Genomic DNA, 3,337 nt, shown 5'->3' with positions numbered 1-3,337 from the left:
TGAATCTTCAGCACCTAGATAATCAATAAACAAAGTCGGTACTCTGATTTCCCCATCCCATTGAACCGATTCAATGAATGATTTGATTTGGTGAAAACTTCTTTTTTGGGTTATATGGACAAAAGCATTTTCAATCTTTGCTTTGCCGTAAATTTCCCATTCAACCCCTAACCAGTGTTCTAATTGATTCCAATCATGTGATTTCCATTCTGTATTATCAGGGTCTAATTTCCTCCACGGTAAATCCCCTTGTAAGGTCACTTGTGAGGAAAATTCATCCCATGCAAGGGAATCACCCAAAACATTATCTAAAATCAATTCAATGTTTTTTGAGGTTCTTTTGATAAAACCTTTTTCACTGTATTCTAAATCATCTTTCCATGAATCAGGTTCATTGCTTGTGGTTTCTTGCTCTTGATTTGATTCGTTTGATTCGGATCGTTTACTTTCGTTAACCCTATCCCATTCTGATTGATTCCCATCAATCGCCTTTTTGATTGTTCTTTTTACATAATCGGTTCTATTCCATTTTTCACGATACAATCCTGATTTTTTAAAAAGTCTGTCCATCTGTTCTGAATCATTGTTTGTCCAATAGGCTAAATGATTACTTAAAGCTTGGTCGGCTCTTGATGGGTCAGGTCTGCCGTTTTCATCACAATAATTTGATATATCACCATTAAATAAATTTTTGATTTCATCACCGTTTTTGGAATCAAACATTTTATTTAAAACCACATTGTCAGGCACTTGTTTAAATTTGATAACTTTTTTCTGCTGCTGCTTTGGTTGTTCTTCTTGTGGTTTCTGATTTGGAAAATACTTTTCAGCAATGGACATAATCAAAGTTTGATTTGCCATAACAGGTTTATTAATAAAAATGTTTCCTGTCACGGTCAAAAAGCTTTCCTTTTCATTTCCGTACATTTCAATCCCATTCTGTTTCGTTCCTACCCATTCAGGCTTTTGTCCACGTACCCACAGGTGCAATCCTTTTTCACTGGGGCTTAATTCTGTATAGGATTGATTAATAAAATCAGGTGCTTTGCTTATATCCTCTATATCATCAATATCAATACAAACTAGGGAATCATTTCGATTAATGACAACCCCTATTCCATCAAAACCACCTTTTTCATAAGCTGTTTTAGCTTGTTCAAAAGTAATCCAATTTTTAGGGTCGCTTTTACTTGCTCTATACCCTTTCAGGTTGTATGGTACTTTCCCCAATTCATTTGGTTTGTTTGGTTTAGGTTCTACTTTCCAAACCATCCATTTTGGATGGTTTTTTAATTCTTGTGGAATCGCCTGAAAATTTGGTTCTTTAAAATTTTGTTCTTTAAATAAAGTCACGACAAATAACTCCAATCCTTGATTTAGTTACTTCCCATCAAGATTTGGAGCAAAATATATAACGAATAAGAAGGTATACAATTGTTCATAGTTGACAACATTATCCTATATGGTTAACGAAAGTTAATCTATGTACTTTTAAGCCTTTTTCATGTTACAATAAAGGCATTATTGAAAAGTAAACATTCCTATTTGTATATAAATTGCTCAATGGAAAGGGTTAAGACAAAAGGGGATGCAAGATAGGTTTTTAACCTATCAGGAAAACTCACGGTTTGCAGACTGTGAGTTTTTTCTTTTATCCAACACTATTAGTATAGACCAAAATAAGATATTTTTCGACTCGGTTTAAAAAATGTTAACTTAGATAATAATAATTCTAATATGATAATGTAAACTCCTATTTTTTCTCATGGAAAGGGAAAAAAGGTCACGGCTCACAGGTTTGCTGACTTGTGAGTTTTTTATTTGCCCTTCAGAATCCACAGGAAGCCCCCTGTTGGGTTTTATTTTTTTTTGTTAGGGGAATATTAGTAAAATGTTAAAAAAGCCAAACTAGACGGTTCTAAGCCGTTTAAGAAGAAACAATTTAACTAGCTTTCCTTTTCAGATTCGATGACAATAATAATTCCGTGTATAGTTCAAAATGAAAAAAGCAAGGGTTTCTGATTCCCCTTGCTTTTTGATTTGCCTTCTATGCTGTTGGTCTGATATAAGAAATCAATTTCGGATTTTGTAAAGCAAAATCGCTGTTGATTCTTGCTCTTACTTTGATTTGCCCTCTTTGAAATGCTTCACCTGATTTATCAATATCAATCTGTAATCCCCCACTAGACAAAATACCCCATGCAATTGTTGAAAGGTCACCTACCACGGCTTCACCTTCACCAACCCCACCACCTAAAGTATAGGTTTCAAGGTTTTCCATGTACTTAGGAGGTACTATATATTGCCCCGTTGTATCTGCTAGCAATTGTAAATCCATTTCATCCACATTGTTAAGAATGACAGCATTAGGTCTACCATTAGCACCCCTAATTGCACGAATGCCAGCACCAATACTAGCATAATCAATAGTGCTAGCATCAACAAGATTAATACCACTATCATTTAAGATTCCTGAATATCCTAAAGTTCCCCCACCTTGTAACATGAAGCTTTGAACAGCTTGTGCCATTGCATTTGCCATAATAGTTGTTACAGCCATTCCAATATCAAGCCCACCTGATTCAAGTAATTCAAGTGAAATTGAAGTCATAGCATATAACGGCTTGGCTTCCAATCGGACTGAATCGAAAACGGGACTAGATTCCACAATAAGGTCATTTTCTGCCTTAAACGTTGGAAGAATGTCAGAAACAACTCTAGGAATCACAAGTGCCTTTGTTGTCATTGGAAAGGTTGTCACATTTAACAAGAAATTTGTATCTCTCATTAGGTCAATGAAATTCTGATAAACATCAGTAGGAACAACAATACCACCTGAAGTTGTAGAAAGTGCCCGTTTTACTTCTTCATTTCTAAACTGTCCTGTTACATGGGAATAGATTAAATCACCAATTGTAACCCCTGAATCATGTTTTCCGATACGTTCCTGTCCTACATAACCCCTAACCTCTAAAGGGTTTTCCTCAGAACGTGATTTTTTGATTTTGTCGGATGATTTGCCATTGTTCATAGATGCTCTATATTTTGCATCCCTTTCATCCATTTGGTTCATTAAATCCTCTAGGGTCGTATCATGTTTTTCTAGTTCTGAATCAATGTTTTGAACCTGTTTTTCCAGGCTTTCAAATTTGGTGTTTTCTTGTTCTGATAAAGCACGGTTTTCTTTTTTACAAGTTGCTAACATTTCTTGCATTTCGTTCATAAATGATTCTCTTTGATACCCTTTTCTTAGTAACATCATTTTAGTTGCTAATGGTAATTTCATTAGATTTTCAATCCTTTCAGGTTGTAGTATTTAATCAAATTTTCATATCGT

Annotated in this window: 2 protein-coding genes; both read right to left on the bottom strand. The window is 34.8% G+C overall.

Annotated features, from left to right (window positions below):
• On the bottom strand, nt 1-1,353 hold a 1,353-nt coding region (locus tag BP95_RS0115955), incomplete at its 3' end, for a phage NrS-1 polymerase family protein (RefSeq protein WP_028532708.1).
• Between the two features lie 694 nt (nt 1,354-2,047).
• Nucleotides 2,048-3,286, bottom strand: coding sequence for a phage major capsid protein (locus BP95_RS0115950; RefSeq protein WP_028532707.1), 1,239 nt, complete (start codon nt 3,284-3,286; stop codon nt 2,048-2,050).
• Between the last annotated feature and the right edge of the window lie 51 nt (nt 3,287-3,337).

The organism is Paenibacillus sp. UNC217MF, assembly GCF_000686865.1.
Classification (GTDB): Bacteria; Bacillota; Bacilli; order Paenibacillales; family Paenibacillaceae; genus Paenibacillus_B; species Paenibacillus_B suaedae.
The sequence above is the reverse complement of the archived record's forward strand: the minus strand, read 5'-3'. Positions and strand labels throughout refer to the sequence as shown.

Coding starts and splice junctions, on each gene's coding strand:
- BP95_RS0115950 (WP_028532707.1), bottom strand. CDS start 3,286: ATGAAATTACCATTAGCAACTAAAATGATGTTACTAAGAAAAGGGTAT.